We start from the raw sequence: 24,672 nt of genomic DNA, 5'->3' as shown, positions 1-24,672 counted from the left end.
GGCCGCCGGGTCGTCTCCGCCGAGTGCGGACGACGTGAACCGGGACCGACCCCCAAGTGTGCCACCCGGCACAACCCAACCGGAAATCAGTGCGAGGTCATCTCGGGGTCGGCCCCTATTCGCGGCTCGGGCGCGGCCGGCTGGGTGGTGACCGCGGGCTCGGACTGCAGGGGCAGGTGCACCACGACGGTGGTCCCCCGGCCCTCCTGCGACTCGATCAGGACGTCGCCGGCGTGCTTGTCCACGATCGTCTGCACGATGCGGAGGCCCAGGCCGGTGCCGGCGATCTCGTTGAAGACCGCGTTGGACGCACGGAAGAAGCGCGTGCCGAGCCGCTCGACCTCGGCGGCCGGGATGCCGATGCCGTGGTCGCGGATCTGCACGGCCAGCCGGTCGTCGTCGCTCCACAGCTCCACCTCGACCTGGCCACCGTCGCGGCTGAACTTCACCGCGTTGCTGAGCACGTTGAGGAAGGCCCGGTGCAGCATCGCCCGGTCGGCCAGCACCAGCAGCGGGTCCTCGGGGGCGCTCACGGCGATCTTGATCCCCCGGTTGGCGGCGGTGATACGCACGTCGGTGACGGCGTCACGGGTCAGGCCTGTGATGTCCACGGCCTCGAGGTCGGTCGCCCGGGCCTCGGCCCGCGACAGCGTGAGCAGGTCGTCGATGAGCAGCTTCAGGCGGGAGACGTTGCGTCGGGTGGCCTCCAGCATCCGCTCGTGCCGCGGCGCGAGGCTGCCCTCGAACTCCTCGGCCACCATCTCGAGGTAGCCGCTGATCGTGGTCAGCGGCGTGCGCAGCTCGTGGGAGACGTTGGAGACGAAGTCGTCGCGCGCCGTGTCGAGGATGCGCAGCTCGTCCTGGATGCGGTGCTCCACCGCCCGCGCACGAGCCTGCGCGTCGGCGAGGTCGTTGAGGGCGGCCGCGACCGCGCGGACCTCCCGGGGGCCGGCATTCTCGGCACGGGCTCCGGGCTCGTTGCGGGCCAGCGCGTGCACCACCCCCTCGAGGTCGAGCAGTGGCGTGGAGAGCTCGTCGAGCAGGCGCTTGCGGGCCCGGGACGTGACCCACCAGGCGACGACGGCCACGACGACGACGCAGATGACGGTGCCCTTGAGCAGGCGCGAGGCGTCGGTGTCTGCCCGCTCGACACGTCGGTCGAAAGCCTCCGAGGTCAGCTGCTGGGCGGCCCGGAAGTCGGTGAACGTGCGGGCGCCGATGCGGAAGCGCTGGGGCTGGTAGGTGTCCGGTCCGCCCGGGTCGGAGATGCGGGGCTCGGCGTAGCGGTCGAGCCACACCTGTGCCGCCTTCTCCTGCTCCGCGACCAGCGCGGCGAGCTCGGGGTCGTCCGCGGCGAACCGGGCGACGGCCCGCATGTCCACGGGGAGCCGCGACAGGGCCTGCCGGTAAGCGTCCTTGTACGTCGGCTGGCCACTGCGCGCCCAGTCACCCACCGCACCCTTGACGTCGGTGAGGTCCTGGAGGATGTCCTGGTTGGCGGCGGCGGCCGGCTGGAGGTCGTCGCCGAGGTGGCCCACGGCCGCGGTGGAGAGCACGACGCCGGTGACCGCGATGATGGCCATGAGTCCCACGCTGACGACGAAACGCACCACGATGGGCGCCACGAGGCGCGCAACCGGACGTCCGTTGCTCATGTCGATCCGAACCCCTTGCGCTGCATGTCGCCCCAGTCGTGGCGCGACTTGCGGATGACCTCGATGATTCCCCCGAGACGCCACCAGGCGTTGACCTGGCGGTAGACGAAGTTCTCCTCGACCGCCGCGCGCACCGCCCGGAAGAGATCCGGTAGGCCACGGTAGCGCCGAAAGGACATCTCTTCGGCCAGAAGCGCGACCAGGGTCACGAAGATCGCGAAGAGGATCGAGGCCGTCAGGAGCACCACCACGATGGGCAGGTTCACGACGTTCCACGAGGGGAAGAACGTGTGCTCGAGGCCCAGTCCGACCATGAGGACGGTGAAGTAGAGCAGCCCGAACACCTCCACGACCGGCGCCAGCAGCTCGAAGAGCAGGAACCACGGCATGGTCAGCATGCCGATCACGCCGTACTTCGGGCGGAGGAACATCGCCTTGTGGCGGACCATGATCTCGGTCAGGCCGCGGTGCCACCGGCGGCGCTGCTTGCGCAGCACCTGACGGTCCTCGGGGACCTCGGTCCAGGCGACCGGCTCGGGCACGAAGACGACGGTGGCGTCGCGCCGCGCGTCGCCGAGCAGGCGGTGGATGCGCACGACGAGCTCGGCGTCCTCGCCGATGCAGTCGGTGGACAGCCCGTCGACCTGGAGCAGTACGTCCTTGCGGAACAGGCCGAACGCGCCGGAGATGATCAGCAGCCCACCCGCCCGCGACCAGCCGGCCCGGCCGATCAGGAACGCGCGGAGGTACTCCACGACCTGGATCCGCGCCCACCAGCCGCGCGGCATCCGGAGGTCGGTCACGCGGCCGCGCTCGACCCGGGACCCGTTGGCGACCCGGACCACTCCCCCGGCGGCGACGACGCGTCCGGGGTCGTCGGCGAAGGGGCGCGAGACGTCGAGCAGCGCCTGCGGGTCGAGCAGCGAGTCCGCGTCGACCATGCAGACCAGCTCCTTGCGGGAGTAGTTGATCCCCGCGTTGAGCGCGTCGGCCTTGCCACCGTTGGTCTTCGCGACGAGGGCGAGGTTGTGCGAGCCGCGCCGGCTGACCCAGGTGCCGAGCACCGCGCCCTTCGTCTCGATGTGACCACCCGGCACCAACGGCACCTCGACCATGTCGAACTCGCGGATCATCTTCTCGACCGTGTCGTCCTTGGACCCGTCGTCGATGACCACGACCTCGAAGTCGGGGTAGCGCAGCGCCGTCATGGCCTGGACGGACTGCACGATCGTGGCCGACTCGTTGTACGCCGGCATCAGCACCGAGACGCCCCGGGTGAGCGGGTCGAGGAACCACTCGTCGTACCCGGCGAACTCGAGGCGGCGGCGGTAGGCGAGCAGGTCGGCCATGGCGAAGCCGGTCAGCACCAGGAAGCTGCCGTTGATCAGCACGGAGTAGACGGCACACCCGATGCCGACGACGAGGATGGCGTGGTGCAGCCCCGCGACGAAGCCGCTGAGCACGAGCGGGGTCATGCCTCGGCCCCCAGTCCCGCGAGCGCGACGACCTCGAGTGCCACCGGCGCACGGGAGTCGTCGAGGACCTCACGCCCGCGCGGCCCACAGCGGCGCAGCGCGTTGGCGGCGGCGCGCGCGACCTCGACGTTGTCGTCGTGGAGGGTGGTGGCCAGGGCGGGCACCGCCCAGTCACCGCCGACGAGCCCGAGCGCGCGGGCCGCGGCCATCCGGACGTCGGGGCTGCGGTGTCCCAACGGGCCGCTCAGCGCGATGACCGACGAGCCCGCCCCGAGCTCGCCGAGAGCGTAGATGCAGGCCACCTTCAGGGTGTCGGAGCCGTGGTCGAGGGCCGCCTCGAGGTCCGGCACGGCCTGGATGGCCCCGACCAGCCCGAGCGCTGCCGCGGCGAGGTAGCCGCGGCGGTCGAGCTCGACGTTGTCGTCGGGATCGTCGGTGACCTCGGACAGCGCCCCCCGCAGCACCGGGACGGCGGCCGACCCGATCCGGTCGATGCTGCCGAGGAACTCGCGGCGCAGCCGCGGCTCGGCCGCAGCAGTGGTCAGCAGGTGCTCGACGACGACGTCGTCGGGGAAGGCGGCTGCGGCCAGGACCGCCATGCGGCGTACGGCGAAGTCCCGGTCCGCGAGCGCGTCGAGGACGGCCTGCCGTCCGGAGGGGTCGCGCAGCACCCCGAGCCGGTAGATCCCCCGGCAGCGGCGGACCTGGGAGCGGCTCGCCGCGTTGGCGAGCGCCGCGTCCAGCGAACCCCACACGCGGAGCACGTCACGCAGACGCTCCCGGGCGTCGCCCCGCAGCTTGGGGACCAGGGCGAAGGCGTCGGCCAGCACCGCCTCGCGCTCGGCCGGCGTCGCCGCGGCCAGGCGGGCCTGCGCATCCTCGACCTCCTCGGCCTCGCCGGTGCTGAGCGTCAGTACGTGCCTCCACACCGGCGCCCGCAGGGTCAGCCGTCGGCGCTCGGCGCGGTCCTTGAGCAGCCGGATCGCGACCAGGGCCGCGACGACGAAGAGACAGGCGAGGGTGAGGACGAGCGCGCCGACGTACCCGAGATGTGCGACGGTCATCGAGACCGGGACCCCTAGCGCACCCTGGAGAGCAGGGCCTGGACGCGGGAGGCGAGCTCCCGGGGACTGAAGGGCTTGGTGATGTAGTCGTCGGCCCCGGAGTCGAAGCCGGTCTCGACGTCGCTCTCCTGGGCCCGCGCGGTCAGCAGGATGACCGGGAGGTCGGCCAGGGCCGGGTCGGCACGGATGGCACGGATGGCGTCGAGGCCGGAGACGCCCGGCATCATCACGTCGAGGACGGCGAGGTCGGGTCGCTGGGCCTGGCAGGCGTCGATCGCGGCGGCACCGTCGGAGACCGCGACGACGTCGTGACCCAGGGTGGACAGCTTGAACTCGACGAGCTCGCGGATGTCGACGTCGTCGTCAGCTACCACAATCCGAGCCACGTGTGTCCCCTTCGCTCACCGAGTGCTGTCCCCGCATCTCGTGTGCGTGAAGCCTAGGGCATGGTCACGCACAACGGGCCGAGCCGCTCCCGAAGGAACGGCCCGGCCCGGTGGCCCTGCGGGAGGGACGACTCAGTCGTCGCCACCGCCCGTGGTGGGCGTCGTCTTCTGCACCTGCATCAGGAACTCGATGTTGGTGTGCGACTTCTTCAGGCGCTCCAGCAGCAGCTCGAGCGCCTGCTGGCCGTCGAGCCCGGAGAGCACCCGGCGGAGCTTCCAGACGATGGCGAGCTCCTCCTTGCTCATCAGGAGCTCCTCGCGACGCGTGCCCGACTGGACGGCGTCGATGGCCGGGAAGAGGCGCTTGTCCGCGAAGTCGCGACGCAGGCGGATCTCCATGTTGCCGGTGCCCTTGAACTCCTCGAAGATCACCTCGTCCATCTTCGAGCCGCTCTCGATGAGCGCGGTGGCCAGGATCGTCAGCGAGCCGCCGTTCTCGATGTTGCGGGCGGCACCGAAGAACCGCTTCGGCGGGTAGAGCGCCGCCGAGTCGACGCCACCGGACAGGATCCGGCCGCTGGCCGGGGCGGCCAGGTTGTAGGCGCGGCCCAGGCGGGTGATGCCGTCGAGGAGCACGACCACGTCGTGCCCCAGCTCGACGAGCCGCTTGGCGCGCTCGATCGCGAGCTCGGCGACCATCGTGTGGTCGGCGGCCGGCCGGTCGAACGTCGAGGAGATGACCTCACCCTTGACCGAGCGCTCGAAGTCGGTGACCTCCTCGGGGCGCTCGTCGACGAGCACGACCATGAGGTGGCACTCGGGGTTGTTGGTGGTGATCGAGTTGGCGATCGACTGCATGATCATCGTCTTGCCGGCCTTGGCCGGGGACACGATCAGGCCACGCTGCCCCTTGCCGATCGGGGCGGCGATGTCGATGACCCGGCCGATCAGGTTGGTCGGCTCGGTCTCGAGGCGCAGCCGCTCCGAGGGGTAGAGCGGGGTCAGCTTGGCGAACTCCACGCGGCCCTTGCTGGCCTCGGGGTCGGCGCCGTTGACGCTGTCGATCTGCACCATCGGGTTGAACTTGGCCCGGCTCTCACCCTCGCGGGGCTGGCGCACCTGGCCGACGATGGCGTCACCGCGGCGGAGGCCGAGCTTGCGCACCATCGAGAGCGACACGTAGACGTCGTCGGCACCGGGGAGGTAGCCGCTGGTCCGCACGAACGCGTAGTTGTCCAGCACGTCGAGGATGCCCGCGGCCGGCACGAGGACGTCGTCCTCGAGGATCGTGGTGTCGGGCTCGCTGCGCTGGCCGGGGGCGCCGCCGGGGCGGTTGCCGCCGCCGGTGCGGTCCCGGTCGCGGCCTCGGCGACGCCGGTTGCGACGGCCCTCGCCCTCCTCGCCCTGCGGCTGGCCGCCCTGCTGCTGGCCACCGGGCTGGTTGCCCTGCTGGCGGTCCTGCTGCTGGCGGTCCTGCTGCCGGTCCTGGTTGCGGACCTGGCGGTCCTGCTGCTGGCCGCCCTGCTGACGGTCCTGCCGGTCCTGCTGCTGGCGGTCCTGCTGCCGGTCACCGCGAGCGCGGCCACCCTGCTGGTCGTCCTGGTTCTGCTGGCGGCGCTCCTGGCGCTCCTGGCGCTGCTCGGCGGGCTTCTCTGCCGGCTGCTCAGCCGCCTTCTCGGGTGCCTCCGGCGCCTTCTCGGGCGCCTTCTCGGGCGCCTTCTCGGGCGCCTTGTCGTTGGGCTTGTCGTTGGGCTTGTCGGCCGCCTTCTCGCGGGCCGGGCGCGCCGCGCCGCCACCCTGGGCGGCCTTGATCGCCTCGACGAGCTGCGCCTTCTTCATGGCGCCCGCACCGGGGATCCCCATGCTGCCGGCCATCGACTTCAGGTCGGCGATGAGCATGGAGTTGAGTCCGCCACCGCGCTTCTTCGGGGCGTCCCCGGAGGCTGCGGTGGTGGATTCGATGGTTTCCGTCACGTGAGGTCCTTCCCACGTATCACTGCCGAGCCGGTCCCGGTCGGGACCGCCGGCGTCTGGTCATTGCTTCCTCGACCGCCGTGGCTCACCACAGGGGAGGGCGATGGCGGAGGTGTGGGGCGAGGCCCACACATGAATGAGGAAGGAGTCGCACCCGGGTGCTGCCACCGGTTGAGGGAGGGGTCACCGAGAGTGCTACGTCGAGATGTCTGACGCATTTCCACCGTAGCATCCGGCTCGCCAAATGTGTGCCGGGGCACGTTATTCGGCCCCGCCGGGTCAACGGGTCGGTCACGGGCCGACGCGGACCCCGTCCCGGTCGACGGTCAGGTGGTGCACCGCCCAGCCCTCGGGGCACCGGGCGACCAGGTCCGCCGCGGCGCCGGACTCCTGCCCCTCGGTGAAGACCAGCACAGTCGGGCCGGCGCCGGAGACGATGGCGGCGTGCCCCTCCCCGCGGAGCAGGTCGACGAGGGCGAGCGACTCGGGCATGGCCGGCCGCCGGTAGTCCTGGTGAAGGTAGTCCCGCGTGGCCCGGTGGAGGTGCTCGGGCTGACCGGCGAGCGCCGCGACCAGCAGGGCGGTCCTGCCCGCGTCGGCTGCGGCGTCGGCGTGCGGCACCTCCGCCGGGAGCAGTCCGCGCGCCACCTCGGTCGAGACCGGGGTGGGCGGCACGAACACGACGGCCGCCACGCGCGGGTCGACCGACGACGCCACGGCGTAGAACTCACCGTCCTCCTGTCCCGAGATCACGAAGCCGCCGTGGAAGGCGGGTGCCACGTTGTCCGGGTGCCCCTCGATCCGCGCTGCCAGCCGGAAGACCGCGTCGTCGTCCATGAGGAGCGTGCCGCCGGCGACCAGGGCCCGTGCCAGGCACACCCCGGCCACGATGGCGGCCGAGGACGACCCCAGCCCACGGGCGTGCGGGATCACGTTGGTGCAGGCCAGCCGCAGGCCGGCAGGCTCGGCGCCCATCTCGGCGAACGCGGCCCGCATCGAGCGGACGACCAGGTGCGACTCGTCCCGGGGCACCTCGTCCGCCCCGACCCCGGAGACCTCGACGGCCAGGCCGCCGGCGGTGACCTCGGCCTCGAGCTCGTCGCGCAGGTCGAGCGCGAGCCCGAGCGAGTCGAAGCCGGGGCCGAGGTTGGCCGAGGTCGCGGGGACCGAGACGCGGACCGGGCCGCTGACGAAGGTCACCATGCGGTCAGGCGAGCCCGGCCGCGCGGGCGGCGGAAGCCACGTCGGCGTCGCACACGGTGTCGACGATGCGCTGGCCGCTGCCGGCGAGGCCCTCGAGCGCGGTGGCGGTGTCCTTCAGCCCGTGCCCGGTGACCGTGATGACCACCGAGGTGCCGGCGTAGGACTCCCCGTGGGCGAGCTCCTGCAGCAGCCCCGCGACGCCGGCCGCGGAGGCCGGCTCGACGAAGACGCCGTCGTGGGAGGCGAGGTCACGCTGGGCCGCGAGGATCTGGTCGTCGGTCACGGCCGCGAACCGACCGCCCGACTCGTCGCGCGCCGCCTCGGCGAGCTTCCACGACGCCGGGTTGCCGATCCGGATCGCGGTGGCCTTGGTCTCGGGGTCCGGAAAGGGCTCTCCCGTGACCAGCGGCGAGGCGCCCTCGGCCTGGAAGCCGCGCATCACCGGCCGCCGGGTCGCGAGCCCGAGGTCGGCGTACTGCTGGTAGCCGAGCCAGTACGCCGAGATGTTGCCGGCGTTGCCCACGGGCAGCAGGTGGAAGTCGGGGGCGTCGCCGAGGAAGTCGACGATCTCGAAGGCGGCCGTCTTCTGGCCCTGGAGCCGGACCGGGTTGACGGAGTTGACCAGGGCGACCGGGTAGTCCCAGGCCAGCCCCTTGGCGATGCCGAGGCAGTCGTCGAAGTTGCCGCGCACCATGATCACCTGGGCGCCGTGCAGGATCGCCTGGGCCATCTTGCCGGCCGCGATCTTGCCCTCGGGCACGAGCACGAGCGGCTTGAGGCCGGCCTTGGCGGCGTAGGCCGCCATCGACGCTGACGTGTTGCCGGTCGAGGCGCACACCACGGCCTCGGCACCGTCGTGCTTGGCCACCGAGATGGCCGCGGTCATGCCGCGGTCCTTGAACGACCCGGTCGGGTTGTCGCCCTCGACCTTGAGCCACACCTCGGCCCCGGTCAGGCCGGAGAGCCACTCGGAGTGGACGAGCGGGGTGCCGCCCTCACGGAGGGTGACGGCGGGCGTGCCCTCGGGGATCTCGAGGAGGTGGCGGTACTCCTCGATGACGCCCCGCCACTGGTGGGTCCGGGTCACCTGTCGGTGATCGAGCTTGGCCTGTCCTGAGCTTGTCGAAGGGTCGAGATTCATTCCTGGTCCCCCTCGACGCGCATCACCGAGGTGACCTCGCGCACCATGTCCATGCCGCGCAGGTGCTCGACCGTGGAGCTGAGCTGGGCGTCGGTGGCCTCGTGGGAGACCACCACCAGCTGGGCCTCGTCGCCCCGGCCCTCCTGGCGCACCGTCTGGATCGACACGCCGTGCTCGGCGAACGCGAGCGCGACGGCAGCCAGCACACCGGCCTTGTCGGCGACGTCGATCGCCACGTGGTAGCGGGTGAGGGTCTCCCCCATCGGCAGCACCGCCCGGTCGGCGTACGCCGACTCACCGGCGCCGCGGGTGTTCGCGAGGCGGTTGCGCGCGACGGTGACCAGGTCACCGAGCACGGCCGAGGCCGTGGGCGAGCCGCCCGCTCCGGGGCCGTAGAACATCAGCTGTCCGGCGGCCTGCGACTCCACGAAGACCGCGTTGTAGGCCTCACGCACCGACGCGAGCGGGTGCGAGCGCGGGATCATCGCGGGGTGCACGCGCACGGCGACGGCGTCGTCCTTGAGCTCGCAGATGGCGAGCAGCTTCACGACCGAGCCCATCTCGCGCGCCGACTGCACGTCGGCGGCGGTGACCTCGGAGATGCCCTCGCGGTAGACGTCGTTGGCCGTCACGCGCGAGTGGAACGCCAGCGACGCGAGGATGGCGGCCTTGGCGGCGGCGTCGAAGCCCTCGACGTCGGCGGTCGGGTCTGCCTCCGCGTAGCCGAGCTCCTGGGCCTCCTCGAGCGCCTCGGTGAAGCCGGCCCCCGAGCTGTCCATCTTGTCGAGGATGAAGTTGGTGGTGCCGTTGACGATGCCGAGCACCCGGGTGACCTTGTCCCCGGCCAGCGACTCGCGCAGCGGCCGCAGGATCGGGATCGCACCGGCGACGGCGGCCTCGTAGTAGAGGTCGCGCCCCGCCTTCTCGGCGGCCTCGAACAGCGTGGGGCCGTCCTCGGCGAGCAGCGCCTTGTTGGCCGTGACCACGCTCGCGCCGTTCTCGAGCGCGGAGAGGATCAGCGAGCGCGCCGGCTCGATGCCGCCGATCACCTCGACGACCAGGTCGACGTCGGCCCGGGCGACCAGCCCGGCCGCGTCGGTCGTCAGCAGGCCCTCGGGCACCTCGACCTCGCGCGCCGCGTCGAGCCGGCGTACGGCGACGCCGACCAGCTCGACCGGAGCACCGACCCGGGCCGCCAGGTCGCCGGACTGCTCACCGAGCAGCCGCACCACCTGCGAACCCACCGAGCCGCACCCGAGCACCGCCACCTTGAGCGGTTTGCCGTCCCTCACTGCTCATCACCCACGTCTGTAGCCAACAGGTCGTCCTCAGTCTCGCGGCGTACGACGACCCGCGTCGCACCGTCCCGCACCGCGATCACCGGGGGCCGGAGCGCGTGGTTGTAGTTGGAGGCCATCGAGCGACAGTAGGCACCCGTGCCCGGGACCGCCAGCAGGTCCCCCGGGGCGACGTCGGCGGGCAGGAACTCGTCCTTGACCACGATGTCGCCGGCCTCGCAGTGCTTGCCGACCACGCGCGCCAGCACCGGCGGCGCCTCCGAGGACCGCGACGCGAGCGTGCAGGAGTAGTCGGCGTCGTACAGCGCGGTGCGGATGTTGTCGCTCATGCCGCCGTCGACCGACACGTAGGTCCGGACCGCGCCGCCGTCGAGGGCGACCGGCTTGACGGTCCCGACCTCGTAGACGGTGCACATGGCGGGTCCGACGATCGCGCGGCCGGGCTCGATGGACAGGTGCGGCTCGGGGATGCCCAGCGCCCGGCACTCGTGCTCGACGATCTTGCTCATCTCCGTGGCGAGCTGCGCGGGGTCCGACGGGTCGTCCTGGGTCGTGTAGGCGATGCCGAAGCCGCCGCCGAGGTCCATCTCCGGCAGCGTGACGCCGAGCTCCTCCGAGACGCGCGCGTGCAGCGCGAGCACCCGGCGGGCGGCGACCTCGAAGCCGGAGGAGTCGAAGATCTGCGAGCCGATGTGCGAGTGCAGGCCGAGCAGCTCGAGGCCCGGCGCGTCCTGGACCTGCCGGACGGCCGCGAACGCGTCGCCCGAGGTGATCGAGAAGCCGAACTTCTGGTCCTCGTGCGCGGTCGCGATGTACTCGTGGGTGTGCGCCTCGACGCCCGCGGTCACGCGGATCATCACGCGGGCGGTGGCCCCGAGCTCGGTGACCACGGCCGCGAGCCGCTCGATCTCGCCGAACGAGTCGACGATGACGCGCCCGACCCCGAGCCGCACGGCGCGCCGGAGCTCGGCCACGGTCTTGTTGTTGCCGTGGAAGCCCACCCGGGACATGTCGAAGCCGGCGCGCTCGGCGACGGTCAGCTCCCCGCCGGAGCACACGTCGAGGCAGAGCCCCTCCTCCGCGACCCAGCGGGCCGTGGTGGTGGAGAGGAACGCCTTGCCCGCGTAGAAGACGTCGTACGCCGCGAACGCGTCACGGAACGCGCCGGCCCGGGCGCGGAAGTCCGCCTCGTCCAGGACGTAGGCGGGCGAGCCGTGCTCGGCGACCAGGTCCGGCAGGGCCACTCCGCCGACCTCGAGGACGCCGTCGACCTTGGTGGCCGTGGTCGACCACAGATGGCTGACGAGCTCGTTGGTGTCGGCGGGGAGCCGGAGCCAGGACGGGCCCTTGGGGCCCTCGGCGTGCGCCCAGCCGGCCTCGTGCGCCCTCACATCCGCTCCGGGGCGGAGACACCGAGCAGGCCGAGGCCGTTGGCGAGCACGGTGCGGGTGGCCTCGATGAGCAGGAGCCGGGCGCGGTGCAGGTCACTGGGCTCCTCGTCGCCCATCGGCAGCACGCGGCAGTTGTCGTAGAAGCGGTGGTAGATCCCGGCCGTGTCCTCGAGGTAGCGGGCAACGCGGTGCGGCTCGCGCAGCTCGGCGGCGCTGGCGACGACCCGCGGGAACTCCGCGAGGGCGCGCAGGAGGTCGCCCTCCTTCTCGTGGGCCAGGAGGCCGGGGTCGAAGTCGTCACCATGGGCGGGCGCCAGGCCCAGGTCGGCGGCGTTGCGCAGGATCGAGGAGACCCGGGCGTGGGCGTACTGGACGTAGTAGACGGGGTTGTCGTTGCTCGCCTTCGCCCAGAGGTCGAGGTCGATGTCGATGTTGGTGTCGCTGGTGTAGCGCGCCAGCACGTAGCGCGAGGCGTCCTTGCCGATGGCGTCGACGAGGTCGTTCATGGAGATGACGGTGCCCGCCCGCTTGGACATCCGCATCGGCTGACCGTCCTTGAGCAGGTTGACCATCTGCCCGATCAGGATCTCCAGGTTGCGGCCCGGCTCGTCACCGAAGGCCGCGCACATGGCGTTCATCCGGCCGACGTAGCCGTGGTGGTCGGCCCCGAGCATGATGAAGCAGCGCTCGAAGCCGCGCTCGCGCTTGTCGAGGTAGTAGGCCAGGTCGCCGGACAGGTAGGCCGGCTGCCCGTTGGAGCGGACGATGACGCGGTCCTTGTCGTCGCCGTACTTCTCGGTGACCAGCCACAGGGCGCCGTCCTGCTCGTAGGTGTTGCCGAGCTCGGTCAGCCGCTGGATCGCCTTGTCGACCGCGCCGCTCCGGTGCAGGTCGTCCTCGTGGAAGTAGACGTCGAAGTCGACGCCGAAGTCGTGGAGGTCCTGCTTGATCTCGGCGAACATCATGGTCACGCCGACCTGGCGGAAGACCTCGTTGGCCTCCTCGTCGGGCAGGTCGACGGCGTCGGGGCGCTGGTCCACGACCGCCTTGGCGATCTCGTGGATGTAGTCACCGCCGTAGCCGTCCTCGGGGACGCCCTCGCCGCGGGCACTGGCCAGCAGCGACCGGGAGAACCGGTCGATCTGGGCGCCGTGGTCGTTGAAGTAGTACTCGCGGGTGACGTCGGCACCGGTGAACTCGAAGATCCGGCCGAGCGCGTCGCCGACCGCGGCCCAGCGGGTCCCGCCGAGGTGGAGCGGGCCGGTCGGGTTGGCCGAGACGAACTCGAGGTTGATCTTCTCGCCCGCGAACACCCCGCTCGAGCCGTACGTCGCCCCCGCGGCCGCGACCTCGGCCGCGACCCGGCCCTGCGACCCGGCCGACACCGAGATGTTGAGGAAGCCCGGCCCGGCGATCTCGACGCCGTCGATGCCGTCGGTCTGCACCAGCCGGTCGTGGACGATCGTGGCGAAGTCGCGCGGCGGCATCCCGGCCTTCTTGGCCAGCTGCAACGCCACGTTGGTGGCGTAGTCGCCGTGACCCTTCTGCCGGGGTCGCTCCACCGTCACCGTCGCCGGCACTCCGTCCGGCAGGCTGATCGCCCCCTCGTCGGAGAGGGTCGTCAGGGCGTCGACGATGGTCGCGGAGAGCTGCTCGGGAGTCACCCAGCCAGCCTATCGGCGCGCCCCGTGCAGCCCCGAACCGCGATCCGTCGTGGGATGCGCGGGCCCATTGCGGCCCGATTGCCGGCCGACCGCGGGTCGGTTGTAGGGTCATCGCAGCCACCGCGGCGCAGCGTCGACGCGGCAGCATTGCCTCCGTAGCTCAGGGGATAGAGCACTGGTTTCCGGTACCAGGAGTCGAAGGTTCGAATCCTTCCGGGGGCGCTTCACCTCATCAAGACCGCCACCCGCCCCTCGGGGCGGGACTGGTCTGGTCCACACCCGGTCACGGGTGAGTTCTCTCCCTCACCTGGGTATCCCCCACCCAACGGGGTTACCTGCGCGTAGCCGACCTGCGGGTGAGGGAGACACACGTGACGACATCGATGAGGCGCGCGGTGGCTGCGTCGGCCGCCCTGGCCGCTGCCCTGGCGGGCGCCCTGGCCGGCGGCACCCCCGCGGAGGCCCACCACGGGAGCGACGGCACGACGGGCAAGCCGATGCCGACCAACTTCGGGTTCAAGGGCGACGTGTTCGGCGTGAAGCTCCTGCTGGAGAACGTCGAGCAGCGCTCGGTCAAGGACGCCTACGCCCAGCAGCGCTGCACGCGCTACGCCGGCCGCGAGGTCGTGAAGAGCTCCACCGCCGCCGTCCCGGACAACCCGCTCATCAACGTCTCGGCCACGACCAGCCGCACGCGGACCTACCGCGACGCCGACACCGGCACGTACGGCGTCCGCGGCTCCAGCGCCATCTCCGACGTGGAGATCGGGGGCGACGTGGGCGGCCAGCAGACCCCCACCATCTCCATCAAGGGCTTCACCACCAGCTCCGACGCCTTCCACTCCGCGAAGGGGTTCGGGCACCGGGAGGCGCTGGACTTCGCCAGCTTCCAGATCGCCCACCTCTCCGACTCCGTCCCCGTCCCGCCGGAGCTCCAGGACCTGCTCGACGCGATCGACAGCACCACCGGCGACGTGGTCGGCCAGGTCATCGACGTGCTCCAGAGCGCCAACACCCCCATCGAGATCCCCGGGCTGGGCAGCATCTCGCTGGGCACCAACAAGGGCAGCACCGGGTCGCACTTCGCCATCTCGGAGAGCTACGCCCTCAAGATCAACGTCGACGCCAACGGCCAGAACCAGACCCTCCAGCTCGGTCGCGCCCGCACCCGCATCGGCAGCCCGACCCCGGGCGGGGTGTTCCGCTCCATCGCGATGGGCATGGACGCCTACGCGCTGAACAACACCCTGCACCTGGGCAACATCCAGCAGCGCTCCATCCCGTGCGAGGGCACCGGCGGCAAGGTCAAGCACCAGCACGTCGACTCGGCCTCGCTGGCCCTGGGCGTGATCGTCAACCTGACCGGCATCGACTACCGGTTCAAGGGCGACCAGAACGCCGACGGCACGGCCAGCGGCTTCACCTCCAGCCACATCGACAAGGTCGAGATCCCGGCGGTCAACCTCGAGCTCGACGACGTCAACGGCAAGGTCGCGGTCGACCACCGGCACCGCACCGGCGCGGTCGGGCGGACGATCACCTTCAGCGTCGGCAAGATCCTGGTCAACGGCGAGGAGCAGCCGGTCCCGGCCCCCGGCAAGTCACTGACCTTCCAGGGCGGCGTGATCGAGACCCGGATCGTGAAGAGCAACTTCTACGGCTCCGAGGTGCACGCCGTGCGCGTGACCCTGACCGACTTCGACTCGGTCCTCGACTTCGGGTGGGCGGCGGCGCACGTCTTCCCCCGGTGATTCGCCGTCCGCGAGGACCCGGCGACGGCGTACCCCAGCACGGAAATGGCCCGAAAGGACTACTTACCTCGCAGTAACCGATCGCATCGGCAGGCAGTTGCCTGACCTGAGGGAATCTGCCCGGAGATTCCCTCGCCGGGAAGGGGTGCGCCTCGCTTCCCGGTGACCTGGATCTCGGCTGGGTCATCCGCCAGTGCCGCAACGACCGTGGAGGGAACGCGGCTCACCCCAGGATGAAGGCAGGAACCATGAAGAAGTCCCTCAGCAGGGCGATCGCGGTCACCGCGGTCTGCGCAGCCGGTGTCTCCGGCGCCCTCGTCACCAACCCCGCGGCCGACGCGGCCCGGGGCCACTCCGCCACCCACGCCAAGCCGGTCCCGACCAACTTCGGCTACAAGGGCGACGTCTACGGCGCGAAGGTGCTCGTCGACGGCGTCGAGCTCCGCACCCTCAAGGACGCCTACGCCCAGCAGCGCTGCACCAGCTACGCCGGCCGCGAGGTCCTGAAGAACTCCGTGGTCTCGGTGCCCGACAACGACTACGTCAAGGTCTCGGGGCTCTCGAGCACCACCAAGACCTACCGCGACCTCGAGTCCGGTCTCAGCGGCATCCGCGGCACCTCCACCGTCGGCGACGTCGAGCTGGGCGCCACCGACGGCTCCACCCCCACCCTGAAGCTCACCGGCCTGACCTCCGTGGCCGACGCGTTCTTCGACTCCGCCACCGGCAAGTTCGGCCACCAGGAGACCTTCAAGGCCCCCGAGCTCAGCATCGGCAACCTCCCCGCCGAGGTGCCCGCCGAGCTCCAGGACCTGCTCGACACGCTCACCCAGACCGGCGGCCAGGTCACCGGCGCGGTCATCGACGTGCTCCAGCAGGCCACCGGCGGCGTCATCGAGATCCCCGGCCTGGGCAGCATCGGCCTCGCCGGCGTGAAGTCGGGCTCGGCCACGGCCGACCACGCGATCTCCGAGACCTACGCGCTGCGCCTGATGACCGACCTGACCGGCCACCCGACGGTGCTCGAGCTCGGCCGGGCCCGCACCCGCGTCGCGCGTCCCGTGCCCGCGGGCGTCTTCCGCTCCACCGCGATGGGCCTGGACATGTTCTCCGGCAACGCCCTGCACATGGGCAACCTCGGCCAGCGCTCCATCCCCTGCGAGGGCACCGGCGGTGTCGTCAAGAAGCAGCACATCGCCGACGCCTCCGTCCTGGGCGGCCTGGCCACCCTCACCGGCATCGACTACGCCTTCATGGGCAAGCAGCACTCCGACGGCTCGGCCCGCGGCATGGTCTCGAGCAAGCTCGGCAAGATCACCCTGGACAGCATCGGCCTGGAGATCGACGGGATCGCCTCGACCGTCCACATGTTCAAGCCGGCCGGCACCAACCGGGTCCGCAAGTCGATCGACACGAGCATCGCCAAGATCCTGGTCAACGGCGAGGAGCTGGCCGTCCCGAAGCCCGGCGAGACCATCGAGCTCGGCGACGGCACCGGCAACTTCCTGCAGTACCGGGTCGTGAAGAACAACTTCTACGGCTCCGAGGTGCACGCCGTCGTGCTGACGCTGGGTGACTCCTTCACCCCCGGCGGCTCGATCATGGACCTGGGCTGGGCGGCCGGGAAGATCTTCCCGCGCTGATCCGGCACCACCCACCGTCCTGACGCGACACCGGGGCGGTCCCTCGCGGGGCCGCCCCGGTGTCGTGCGTACGCCGTCGCGTCAGCAGTGCTCGAGCGTGGCGTCGGCGCGGGCCTCGTCGCCGAACATCCGTGCCTGGCTCGTGAAGGGCAGCACCACGCTGGCGCCGCCGATGTTGCCGATGCCGCCCTGCACGACACAGGTCGTGATCTTGTGCGGGTCGACCTGGGCCATCGCCTGGCCGAGCCGGAAGAGCTCGGCGGGCGGGAGACCGGTGTGCAGGTGCGCCATCACCGACAACACGCCGCGCTCCATGAAGCCCCGCTCGTGGGATCGGGCACGGACCTTGGCCTGGATGCCGCGCAGCACCCGCTGCTGGTTGGCCGAGCGGTCGAAGTCGCCGCGGATCAGGTTGTGCCGGATCCGCGAGAACGCCATGGCGTCGTACCCGCCGAGGTGGATCCGCCCCGCCCTGAAGCCGCGCGGCTTGAGGTAGGTGTCGTCGAAGGCGATGGGGTTGTCCACCTCGATGCCGCCGATGTCGCGCACCATCGCGATGAAGTACTTGAACCGGGTCACGAACACGTAGTCGGGCTGGATGCCCACCAGGTTGCCGACCGTCTGCCCGAGGAGCTCGGGACCGCCGTAGTAGAGCGAGGCGTTGATCTTGTCGTGGCCGTGGCCCGGGATGTCGACCCAGGAGTCACGGGGTACGCCGATCGCCGCGGCCGCACCCGTCCTGGTGTTCATCCCGATCAGCTGGAGCGCGTCGCCGCGCGTGTGGGTCATGTCCTCGCCGGGCCGGGCGTCGGATCCCACGGCGAGGATCCACACCACGTCGGGGCTCAGGTCCACGCCCGAGGCCTGGTGCACCTTCACGAGCTCGATCTCGGTGGACTTCACCGCCGAGTCCGGCACCACCAGCGCGGCGACGGCGAGCACCAGGCCCACGGTGAGCGTGCGCAGCGCGCGGGGGTAGCGCTTGCGGAGCGGGGTCATCGGGCACCTCCCTTGGTCATGTCGTAGCCGAAGACCCGCCACCCGTCGTCGTTGCGGGTCAGGAACAGCCGGCCCTTCACCTCCAGGTGCTTCTCGACCTTGCCGGTGGTCGCGAAGTCGAGGACGACGCGGGCAGTGACGCCGACCGGCTTGCGGCGCACGGCCAGCACGTCGATGCGGACGCGACGCTTGCTGGCCTCGACGGAGTCGATGTGCTTGCCGATGTCGGCGTTGCTCATCAGCTTCCGGTCGTGGACGGCCTCCTGCCTGGCACCGGTGGTGAACCCGGGGAAGGCGTCGTGGAAGTCGCCGCGGGGATAGTCGCCCGCGGTGAAGGCGGCGTCGAACCAGGCGTCGACGACCGACCCGATCGCCTCCTTGAGGTGCGCGCCCTCCTTCTTGGGCAGCTTGCCCGTGACCTTCCCGAGGGTCGCCTTGGTGACGACCTCGGGGGCGGCGCTCTCGCTGGCCTTCGCGGAGGACGAGGTGGCGCTCGCAGGGGGGTTGTCGTCGGTGCTGTCGCCGCTGCAGGCAGTGGCCGTGAGGGCCACCGCCAGGGCCGCGGCGGCGACCGGTCGGACGGGGTTTCGCATGGTGGGGGATCTCCCTGTCGTGTGGCTTCCGTGACACCCTGCCCGAAAGGCGACCCTTCCACGAGCATTTGCTGGCGTGTGGGTCTAGCCTTGACGACTGAATCATCGATCCCCGCGCGCGATCTCTGGAAGAGGCGAACCCACCCGTGCCGCAGTCCTCAGGCAATCAGTCTGACAGCCAGTCTCCCGAACAGCCCTCCGCCGACTTCGGCGCCAACGAGTGGCTCGTGGAGGAGATGTACGACCAGTACGTCAAGGATCCCTCGAGCGTCGATGCGACGTGGGTGAAGTACTTCCAGGCCAACGGCGGTGGCGCCAACGGCCAGGCCGCGAACGGCGCGGTCTCGGTGAAGCAGGCCGAGAAGCCGGCCGCCCCGGCCGCCAAGGCGCCCGAGAAGGCCCCGGAGGCCAAGGCCGAGGACAAGACCGAGACCCCCGCTCCCGTGGCGAAGCCGCGTCCGGCCAACAAGGCCGCCGAGGTCGCCCAGGGCACGAGCAACCCCGTGCCCAAGGAGTCCAAGCCGGCGGCCCCCGCCGCGGCGAGCGACGAGCCGACCTACACCGTGCTCCGCGGCGCCCCGGCCCGCACCGCCCAGAACATGGACGTGTCGCTGACCGTCCCCACCGCGACCTCGGTCCGCAGCGTGCCGGTCAAGCTGCTGTGGGACAACCGCACCGTCATCAACAACCACCTCGCCCGGGCCCGCGGCGGCAAGGTCTCCTTCACGCACCTGATCGGCTACGCGCTGGTCAAGGCCCTGAAGTCGATGCCCGAGATGAACGTCGGCTTCGACGTCGTCGACGGCAAGCCCAACCTGATCACGCCGGCGCACATCAACCTCGGCCTCGCGATCGACGTCCCGAAGCCCGACGGCTCGCGCCAGCTGCTCGTGCCGAGCATCAAGGCCGCCGAGACGATGGACTTCGCGGGCTTCTGGACCGCCTACGAGGAGATCGTCCGCAAGGCCCGCGACAACAAGCTCGGCGTCGTGGACTTCCAGGGCACGTCGATCTCGCTGACCAACCCGGGCGGCATCGGCACCAGCCACTCCGTCCCGCGCCTGATGAAGGGCCAGGGCGCCATCATCGGCGTCGGCGCCATGGAGTACCCGCCCGAGTGGCAGGGCGCCTCGGACGAGGCGATCGCCCGCAACGCGATCAGCAAGGTCATGACGCTGACCTCGACCTACGACCACCGCGTCATCCAGGGCGCACAGTCGGGCGAGTTCCTCAAGCGCATGCACCAGCTGCTGCTCGGCCAGGACGACTTCTACGACGAGATCTTCCGCTCGCTGCGCATCCCTTACGAGCCGATCCGCTGGTCCAGCGACATCGCGACCACCCACGACGACGACATCAGCAAGCAGGCGCGCATCCTCGAGCTGATCCACGCCTACCGCGTGCGCGGCCACATGATGGCCGACACCGACCCGCTCGAGTACCGCCAGCGCAGCCACCCCGACCTCGAGGTGGAGTCGCACGGCCTGACCCTGTGGGACCTCGACCGCGAGTTCGCCACCGGCTCGTTCGGCGGCGAGGGCCGGCGCTTCATGAAGCTGCGCCAGATCCTCGGCATCCTGCGCGACTCCTACTGCCGCACCACCGGCATCGAGTACATGCACATCATGGATCCCGAGCAGCGCCGCTGGATCCAGGAGCGCGTCGAGCAGCCGCACACCAAGCCGCCCCGCGAGGAGCAGCTGCGGATCCTGCTGAAGCTCAACCAGGCCGAGGCCTTCGAGACCTTCCTGCAGACCAAGTTCGTCGGCCAGAAGCGCTTCAGCCTCGAGGGCGGCGAGACCACGGTCCCCGTGATCGACGAGATCTGCGAGGCCGCAGCCGAGTCGGGCCTCGACGAGGTCGCGATCGGCATGGCCCACCGCGGCCGCCTCAACGTGCTGGCCAACATCGTCGGCAAGAAGTACTCCCAGATCTTCCGCGAGTTCGAGGGCAACATCGACCCGCGCACGGTCCAGGGCTCCGGCGACGTGAAGTACCACCTCGGCGCCGAGGGCGAGTTCGAGGCCGGGTCCTCGGACAAGATCAAGGTCTCGGTCGCCGCGAACCCCTCGCACCTCGAGGCCGTCGACCCGGTTCTGGAGGGCATCGCCCGCGCCAAGCAGGACGTGCTCGACCGCGGTGCCGACTACCCCGTCCTCCCGCTGCTCGTCCATGGTGACGCCGCGTTCGCGGGCCAGGGCGTGGTCGCCGAGACGCTGAACCTCAGCCAGCTCCGCGGCTACCGCACCGGCGGCACGATCCACCTGGTGGTCAACAACCAGGTCGGCTTCACCACCTCGCCGGGCTCCTCGCGCTCCTCGCTCTACTGCACCGACGTGGCGCGGATGGTGCAGGCGCCGATCTTCCACGTCAACGGCGACGACCCGGAGGCGTGCATCCGCGTCGCCCGGCTCGCGTTCGAGTACCGCCAGGCGTTCAAGAAGGACGTCGTCATCGACCTCGTCTGCTACCGCCGCCGCGGTCACAACGAGGGTGACGACCCGTCGTACACCCAGCCGCTGATGTACGACCTGATCGAGCAGAAGCGCTCGGTGCGCAAGCTCTACACCGAGTCCCTCATCGGTCGTGGCGACATCACGATCGAGGAGGCCGAGCAGGTCCTCCGCGACTACCAGCAGCAGCTGGAGCGGGTCTTCACCGAGGTGCGCGAGGCGAGCAGCCAGCCCTCGGAGTGGACCACCGTCCCGGACTACCCCGAGAAGTCGGCCGGCGACACCGCCACGGCCGTCTCCCGCGACGTGCTCAAGCGGATCTCCGACGCCTACGTCACCCCGCCGGAGGGCTTCACCGTCCACCCGAAGGTGATGCCGCAGCTGCAGCGCCGTGCCGCCGCGATCACCGACGGCCCGATCGACTGGGGCACCGGCGAGATCCTCGCGTTCGGCTCGCTGCTCATGGAGGGCCGCCCGGTCCGCCTGGCCGGGCAGGACTCGCGCCGCGGCACGTTCGTGCAGCGCTTCGCGACGATCATCGACCGCGTCAACGCCGACGAGTGGACCCCGCTGACCTCGCTCACCGAGGACCAGGCGAAGTTCCACGTCTACGACTCGCTGCTCTCCGAGTACGCCGCCCTCGGCTTCGAGTACGGCTACTCCGTGGCGCGTCCAGACGCACTGGTGCTGTGGGAGGCCCAGTTCGGTGACTTCGTCAACGGCGCGCAGACCGTCATCGACGAGTTCATCTCCTCGGGCGAGACCAAGTGGCGCCAGCAGTCCGGTGTCGTGCTCCTCCTGCCGCACGGCTACGAGGGCCAGGGCCCCGACCACTCCTCGGCCCGCATCGAGCGGTTCCTGACGATGGCGGCCGACGAGGCGTTCGTGGTGGCCCAGCCGTCCACGCCCGCGTCGTACTTCCACCTGCTGCGCCAGCACTCGCTCGGCGAGGAGCACCGCCCGCTGGTGGTCTTCACGCCGAAGTCGATGCTCAAGCGCAAGGAGGCGGCCTCGGCGCCCGACGACTTCACGTCCGGCACCTTCCGTCCGCTCATCGGCGACGACCAGGCCGACCCCGAGAAGGTCGACACGCTGCTGCTGTGCTCGGGCCGCGTGACCTGGGACCTGATGGTCGACCGGGCCAAGCGTGAGAACGGCGAGCGGTTCGCCATCGCCCGCGTGGAGCAGCTCTACCCGCGCCCGCTGGACGACATCAAGGCCGAGATCGCGAAATTCCCCAAGCTCAAGGTCGTGCGCTGGGTGCAGGACGAGCCCGCCAACATGGGCCCGTGGCCGCACTACGCGCTCAACGTGTGGCCGGAGGTCGACGCCCGCGTCGAGCCGGTCACCCGCGAGCAGTCGTCCTCGCCCTCGGTCGGCACGGTCAAGCGGCACATGGCCGAGCAGAAGGACCTGCTCGACCGGGCCTTCAGCTAAACGCATGTACTTCACCGATCGCGGGATCGAGGAGCTCCAGAAGCGCCGGGGTGACGAAGAGGTCACCCTGGCCTGGCTGGGCGAACGGCTCCAGGAGTTCACCGACACCCACCCGGAGTTCGAGACGGCCGTGGAGCGCTTCGCCACCTGGCTGGCGCGCCTCGACGACCCCGAGGACTGAGGGTGGAGGTCGACTACCCCGACGCGCCGTGGGCGATGGTCGGGCAGCTCTGGTGCTCGCTGTTCCGGGTGACCGAGGACGTCGACGCGCTGCGTCCGGCCGGCCTCTACGGCGCCGCGTTCGTCAGCTACGACGACGGCAGTCCGCTCACCTACTCCGAGCTGCTCGTCGCCCGTCCGGTCCGGACGGGACCCGGCCGGCGGGTGTCCATCACCGACATCTGGGTGGACTCCCCCGCGTCGATGGCCGGCGGTCGCGAGCTCTGGGCGATCCCGAAGGACCTGTGCGACTTCACCCTCGACAGCAGCCGCACCGGTCCACTGTCCCGCACCGACTGGTCGGCGTCGGTCGCCCGGCGGCCGATCGCCTCGGCCTGGTTCACCGACGTCTCGCGGGCCGGCGTACGCCTGCCGTTCCGTGGTGGCACCTGGCAGCCGGGCATCGAGGACACCGACGGCGAGGACCGGCTGGCCGGCATCAGCGGCTCGGCCCGGACCCTCCCCTGCCGCGGCCACTGGGACTTCGCCGCGGACGGGCCGCTCGCCTGGCTGCGCGGCCGGCGGACCGTGGCCTCCTTCCGGATGGCCGACTTCCGCCTGTCGTTCGGCTGAGCGCGTGGATCAGGCGGCGGTCCGCATCGCCGTCGCCCGGACGATGGTGCCCGGGTAGCAGCAGTTGCAGAGGTGGACGAGATGGCCGAGGGAGCGAGCCGGGATGCCGGCCGCCCGGGTCAGGTCGATGGTGAGCCGGCAGGCCGTGCGCCGGAAGGCCCGGTCGATCTCCTCGTGGATCGACGCCCAGGCGTCGCTGTCGAAGGTGCCGGTGAGCTCGAGCGTGCTGGTGTTCGCGTCGTAGTGCGAGGCGAAGGTCGTGTCCATGAATCCCTCGGTTCGTAGGTTTCGACTTTCATGAATCCCCGTTTCCCCGAGGTCCGTCATGTACCCCCGGCGACGTGAACCGAACCACTGGTCTAGACCATCATTGCTCGCCCTGCTCCTCGTGGTCCTCCGCCGCCTTGCGCGCGGCGTCCCGGATCTCGAAGATCTCGGTCGCGAAGCCGCCCAGGACGCCGGCCACGTCCCGCACGGCACCGGTGATGATCGAGGTCACCTGCCCCACCGTCCCGGCGGCAGCCTGGACGGCGTCCTGGATCGCGTCCTTGCGGATCTCGGCCTTGCTCAGGTGGTCGTCCATGACCCCATCCTCACGCGGCCAGCGACGAGCCGACAACGTCTTCCGACGGGCGGGACCGCGCCGCCCGGCGCCCGAGCCGGTCCGGGAGCGCGAGCCGGCAGATCTTGCGCGCCACGGACCCGAGCTGCCTGCCGAGCGGGCCGGAGTTGTAGGCGATCCCGTAGCGCTCGCAGATCTCCCGGACCTCGACGGCGATCTCGGGGTAGCGACGCGCGGGGATGTCGGGGAACAGGTGGTGCTCGATCTGGTGGCTGAGGTTGCCGGTCATCACGTGGAAGAGCTTGCTGCCCGTGATGTTGGCCGAGCCGAGCAGCTGCCGGTAGTACCAGTGACCGCGCGACTCGTCCTCGCACTCCTCCTGGGAGAACGTCGAGACGCCGGCCGGGAAGTGGCCGCAGAAGATGATGTTGAACGTCCAGATGTTGCGGATCAGGTTGGCCAGGGCGTTGCCCGCCAGCGTCGCGGGGAACAGCGGGCCGGTCAGCGCCGGGAAGAGCACGTAGTCCTTCAGCGTCTGGTTGCGGATCTTGCGCAGCAGGCCGCGGTGCAGGTGCTTGGTCTCGGCCCAGGTCTTCTCGCCGGCCATGATCCGGTCGAACTCCAGGTCGTGCAGCGCGACACCCCACTCGAAGCCGAGCATGAGCAGCGTCGCGTAGAGCGGGTTGCCCAGGTAGTAGGGCCGCCACTCCTGGTCCTCGTCCATCCGCAGGATGCCGTAGCCGATGTCGCGGTCCTTGCCGAGGATGTTGGTGTAGGTGTGGTGGATGTAGTTGTGCGAGAACTTCCACTGCTCGCTGGGGCACATCGTGTCCCACTCGTACATCCGGGAGTTCAGGCCCGGGTCGCCCATCCAGTCGTACTGCCCGTGCATGACGTTGTGGCCGATCTCCATGTTGTCCAGGATCTTGGAGACGCTCAGGGCAGCCACGGCCAGCGGCCAGGCGGGCGGCAGGTAGAACAGCGCACGCCCGGCCACCTCGAAGCCGCGCTGGGTCTTCACGACCGTGCGGATGTAGGCCGCGTCCTCCTCGCCGAGGTCGGCGATGACGCGCTGGCGGATGGCGTCCAGCTCGGCGCCGAACGCGTCGAGGTCGATCTCGCTGGTCGAGCCTGCCGAGACCTGGTGGGTCGTGTCAGTGCTGGTCGTCTGGGTGGTCATGGTGGTTCCTC

20 protein-coding genes and 1 tRNA gene are annotated in these 24,672 nt (G+C 70.7%); 6 read left to right on the top strand and 15 right to left on the bottom strand.

Features of this window, described 5'->3' with window-relative positions:
- Positions 1-86: 86 nt before the first annotated feature.
- The 10 genes from FB382_RS04520 to argS all read right to left on the bottom strand — a co-directional run bounded on the left by FB382_RS04520 (position 87) and on the right by argS (position 13,251).
- Positions 87-1,655: a sensor histidine kinase gene (locus tag FB382_RS04520; RefSeq protein WP_182537165.1), complete on the bottom strand. Its 1,569-nt coding sequence runs from the start codon at positions 1,653-1,655 to the stop codon at positions 87-89.
- The gene (locus FB382_RS04515; RefSeq protein ID WP_182537163.1) at positions 1,652-3,130 is read right to left on the bottom strand and encodes a glycosyltransferase family 2 protein; all 1,479 of its coding nucleotides are present in this window, start codon (positions 3,128-3,130) and stop codon (positions 1,652-1,654) included. The genes FB382_RS04520 and FB382_RS04515 overlap by 4 nt, the downstream gene beginning before the upstream one ends.
- Positions 3,127-4,194 carry a HEAT repeat domain-containing protein gene (locus FB382_RS04510; RefSeq protein ID WP_182537161.1) on the bottom strand — a complete coding sequence of 356 codons (1,068 nt, stop codon included), beginning with the start codon at positions 4,192-4,194 and terminating at the stop codon, positions 3,127-3,129. The genes FB382_RS04515 and FB382_RS04510 overlap by 4 nt, the downstream gene beginning before the upstream one ends.
- A gap of 14 nt (positions 4,195-4,208) precedes the next feature.
- A complete protein-coding gene (locus FB382_RS04505) occupies positions 4,209-4,580 on the bottom strand; it encodes a response regulator (protein ID WP_182537160.1) in 372 nt (123 codons plus the stop codon).
- A 132-nt stretch (positions 4,581-4,712) separates the two neighbouring features.
- A complete protein-coding gene (gene rho, locus FB382_RS04500; protein WP_343055482.1) occupies positions 4,713-6,554 on the bottom strand; it encodes a transcription termination factor Rho in 1,842 nt (613 codons plus the stop codon).
- Positions 6,555-6,845: 291 nt separating this feature from the next.
- Positions 6,846-7,757, bottom strand: coding sequence for a homoserine kinase (thrB, locus tag FB382_RS04495; protein ID WP_182537158.1), 912 nt, complete (start codon positions 7,755-7,757; stop codon positions 6,846-6,848).
- Positions 7,758-7,761: 4 nt separating this feature from the next.
- The gene (gene thrC, locus FB382_RS04490) at positions 7,762-8,844 is read right to left on the bottom strand and encodes a threonine synthase (RefSeq protein WP_343055481.1); all 1,083 of its coding nucleotides are present in this window, start codon (positions 8,842-8,844) and stop codon (positions 7,762-7,764) included.
- A gap of 50 nt (positions 8,845-8,894) precedes the next feature.
- Positions 8,895-10,190: a homoserine dehydrogenase gene (locus FB382_RS04485; RefSeq protein ID WP_125035343.1), complete on the bottom strand. Its 1,296-nt coding sequence runs from the start codon at positions 10,188-10,190 to the stop codon at positions 8,895-8,897.
- Positions 10,187-11,587, bottom strand: coding sequence for a diaminopimelate decarboxylase (gene lysA, locus FB382_RS04480; RefSeq protein ID WP_182537154.1), 1,401 nt, complete (start codon positions 11,585-11,587; stop codon positions 10,187-10,189). Before lysA ends, FB382_RS04485 begins: the two co-directional genes overlap by 4 nt.
- Positions 11,584-13,251, bottom strand: coding sequence for an arginine--tRNA ligase (gene argS, locus FB382_RS04475; RefSeq protein ID WP_182537152.1), 1,668 nt, complete (start codon positions 13,249-13,251; stop codon positions 11,584-11,586). Before argS ends, lysA begins: the two co-directional genes overlap by 4 nt.
- A 149-nt stretch (positions 13,252-13,400) precedes the next feature.
- Between argS and FB382_RS04470 the strand changes: the two genes are divergently transcribed.
- The 3 genes from FB382_RS04470 (at position 13,401) to FB382_RS04460 (ending at position 16,645) form a co-directional block, all read left to right on the top strand.
- Positions 13,401-13,473, top strand: a tRNA-Arg gene (locus FB382_RS04470).
- Positions 13,474-13,622: 149 nt separating this feature from the next.
- Positions 13,623-15,002 (top strand): choice-of-anchor P family protein, encoded by a 1,380-nt coding sequence (locus tag FB382_RS22780; RefSeq protein WP_182537150.1) that lies wholly within the window; start codon positions 13,623-13,625, stop codon positions 15,000-15,002.
- Between the two features lie 248 nt (positions 15,003-15,250).
- Positions 15,251-16,645 carry a hypothetical protein gene (locus FB382_RS04460; RefSeq protein WP_182537148.1) on the top strand — a complete coding sequence of 465 codons (1,395 nt, stop codon included), beginning with the start codon at positions 15,251-15,253 and terminating at the stop codon, positions 16,643-16,645.
- A gap of 81 nt (positions 16,646-16,726) precedes the next feature.
- Here the strand turns inward: FB382_RS04460 and FB382_RS04455 are convergent, their stop codons facing one another.
- Positions 16,727-17,644, bottom strand: a complete 918-nt coding sequence (locus tag FB382_RS04455) for an LCP family protein (RefSeq protein ID WP_182537146.1) — start codon at positions 17,642-17,644, stop codon at positions 16,727-16,729.
- A complete protein-coding gene (locus tag FB382_RS04450) occupies positions 17,641-18,237 on the bottom strand; it encodes a hypothetical protein (RefSeq protein ID WP_182537144.1) in 597 nt (198 codons plus the stop codon). The genes FB382_RS04455 and FB382_RS04450 overlap by 4 nt, the downstream gene beginning before the upstream one ends.
- A gap of 146 nt (positions 18,238-18,383) precedes the next feature.
- Here FB382_RS04450 and FB382_RS04445 point away from each other — a divergent pair, with 146 nt between their 5' ends.
- The 3 genes from FB382_RS04445 to FB382_RS04435 are packed head-to-tail and all read left to right on the top strand — an operon-like array spanning position 18,384 to position 22,919.
- Positions 18,384-22,127, top strand: a complete 3,744-nt coding sequence (locus FB382_RS04445; RefSeq protein ID WP_182537142.1) for a multifunctional oxoglutarate decarboxylase/oxoglutarate dehydrogenase thiamine pyrophosphate-binding subunit/dihydrolipoyllysine-residue succinyltransferase subunit — start codon at positions 18,384-18,386, stop codon at positions 22,125-22,127.
- A 4-nt stretch (positions 22,128-22,131) separates the two neighbouring features.
- Complete coding sequence (locus FB382_RS04440) at positions 22,132-22,308, top strand: DUF6104 family protein (RefSeq protein WP_181407740.1); 177 nt, start codon at positions 22,132-22,134, stop codon at positions 22,306-22,308.
- A gap of 2 nt (positions 22,309-22,310) precedes the next feature.
- Entirely contained in the window at positions 22,311-22,919 is a 609-nt protein-coding gene (locus FB382_RS04435; RefSeq protein WP_182537140.1) for an acetoacetate decarboxylase family protein, read from the top strand.
- 9 nt (positions 22,920-22,928) lie between these two features.
- Here the strand turns inward: FB382_RS04435 and FB382_RS04430 are convergent, their stop codons facing one another.
- From FB382_RS04430 to FB382_RS04420, 3 genes are all read right to left on the bottom strand, one after another.
- Positions 22,929-23,186, bottom strand: coding sequence for a hypothetical protein (locus FB382_RS04430; RefSeq protein WP_182537137.1), 258 nt, complete (start codon positions 23,184-23,186; stop codon positions 22,929-22,931).
- 100 nt (positions 23,187-23,286) lie between these two features.
- Positions 23,287-23,502, bottom strand: a complete 216-nt coding sequence (locus FB382_RS04425; protein WP_125035334.1) for a hypothetical protein — start codon at positions 23,500-23,502, stop codon at positions 23,287-23,289.
- Between the two features lie 10 nt (positions 23,503-23,512).
- Positions 23,513-24,661 carry a fatty acid desaturase family protein gene (locus FB382_RS04420; protein WP_182537135.1) on the bottom strand — a complete coding sequence of 383 codons (1,149 nt, stop codon included), beginning with the start codon at positions 24,659-24,661 and terminating at the stop codon, positions 23,513-23,515.
- Between the last annotated feature and the right edge of the window lie 11 nt (positions 24,662-24,672).

Origin of the sequence: Nocardioides ginsengisegetis (assembly GCF_014138045.1) — a bacterium.
GTDB classification, from domain to species: Bacteria; Actinomycetota; Actinomycetes; order Propionibacteriales; family Nocardioidaceae; genus Nocardioides; species Nocardioides ginsengisegetis.
The sequence above is the reverse complement of the archived record's forward strand: the minus strand, read 5'-3'. Positions and strand labels throughout refer to the sequence as shown.